General features: G+C 55.3%; 1 protein-coding gene. It reads right to left on the bottom strand.

Annotation, left to right across the window (positions count from 1 at the left end; all coding sequences use genetic code 11):
* Positions 1 to 41 precede the first annotated feature (41 nt).
* Positions 42 to 1,570, bottom strand: a protein-coding gene (locus JFT44_RS28490) for an IS3 family transposase (RefSeq protein ID WP_370693699.1) whose coding sequence is annotated in 2 segments (ribosomal slippage) — positions 42 to 1,129 and positions 1,129 to 1,570 — 1,530 coding nt in all. Because the reading frame shifts where the segments join, the coding sequence is not laid out codon by codon here.
* Between the last annotated feature and the right edge of the window lie 71 nt (positions 1,571 to 1,641).

Raw genomic sequence — 1,641 nt, 5'->3', positions numbered from 1 at the left:
CGGTACGTGTCAAGGTACCTGTCGCCTTAGTACTGCTGCGGCTAACCCATTGCGCCCTTAACTTCAGGGCGTTCTGGGTTCAAATACACCGCATCTGCCAACTTCCAGTTGCGTGTCCTGGTACTCCAGCGGCTCGGATTAGCTTCTCTGGCATCTTCATATAGCGCCACTCGGGCTTGTAATAGAGCTGTCGCCTTGCCTTCGTGGCGCTCGTTCGGCGTCACGTATTTCAAGGCGCTGTGACGATGATCTTCGTTGTACCACTCGATAAATTTTTGTACCCAAAGTCTTGCTTCTGTGAGGGTATCAAACGGCTGGTCCGGCCAGAGTGGGCAGTACTTTGCGGTACGAAAAAGTGCTTCGGCGTATGCATTGTCGTTGCTCACGCGCGGTCGGCTAAATGACGGCTCTACGCCTAGCGAAACCATGCTTTCACGCAGCAAAGAGCCTCTCATAACGTGACCATTATCCGAGTGCAGCACCAATGGACGACCGGCCGTGTGTTCGCGTAAGCAGCCCTTTTCGAGCAGTTCGCACGCATGCTCAGCGCACTCCACCTCATGCACCTCATTGGCGACCAATTTACGGCTGTAGATGTCCTTGACCATGTACCAGTAGAAAAAACGGCCCTTGACGGTGCTGGGTAACCAGGTGATATCCCAGCACCACACTTGATTGGGGCCGTCAGCACAATGCGTTGTCAGCGCCCTGCGTTTCGGAGCTTTGGCACGACCACGGCGCACGTTTTGATTAGCCGCTTTTAACACGCGATAAAACGTCGACTCCGAAGCCAGATAGATACCCTCATCCGCCAGCTTAGGAACGATTTGGTGCGGTGTGAGGCTGGCGTAGCCAGCCTGACTGGCCGCATCAAGCACCGCTTGGCGCTCCGCTTCGCTGAGTTTGTTTGACGGCGCTGCCCGCTGAGCCAGCAGGCGCTTGTCGCAGGCGGCGTATCGCCAACGTTGAACCGTGCGCAGGCTCAGTCCCAGCTCGTTGCACGCCCGATATCGACGAGCCCCACCGAGCACCGCCTCGGCAATCAACTGCATGGCTTGCGTACGATCAGAGGCGCTGATCAGTCTTCCTTGTCCTTGCCCCAGATCGCATTGGCTTTTTTTCTGAGTTCCAGCAAAGCCTCCGCCTCAGCACGTCCAGCATCGGATTGGATCAACTGACGTTCCAGCTCTTTGATTCGTCGTTGTTCGGCAGTTTTCTCTGCGCTGGGCTTCAGGTCAGCCAGGGTATTGGCGTTTTGACAGGCTTCGCGCCACTGCTGGATTTGCTCCGGATAAACGCCCTTGATTCGGCAGTATTGGGAGATTTCCACCTCGCTCAACGGAGCGGTTTCCATGACAGCATTGAATTTATCGGCGCTGGACCATTGATCACTGGTTTTGCCGTTTCCCGGCACGATCAAACCTTTATCTCTAGCCATTTGTCTCCAGTTACGCAGTGACTGTGGCGTGAGGTTGAGCGCAACGGCAAGGTCTGCCACTGAGCGATTGAGGGGCGGCATCATTTGCAGAACGGCCCAGTCTTTGAATTCGTCGTCATAACGCTTGGACATTGCTACACACCTTCGCCCTCTTGAATAATTGAGTCAATCAACAAGCGCGACAGGTAGCCTGACACGGAGGG

Source organism: Pseudomonas sp. MF5691 (genome assembly GCF_016405645.1).
In the GTDB taxonomy this organism is placed as follows: domain Bacteria; phylum Pseudomonadota; class Gammaproteobacteria; order Pseudomonadales; family Pseudomonadaceae; genus Aquipseudomonas; species Aquipseudomonas shahriarae.
This window is presented reverse-complemented; position numbering and strand designations above follow the sequence as displayed.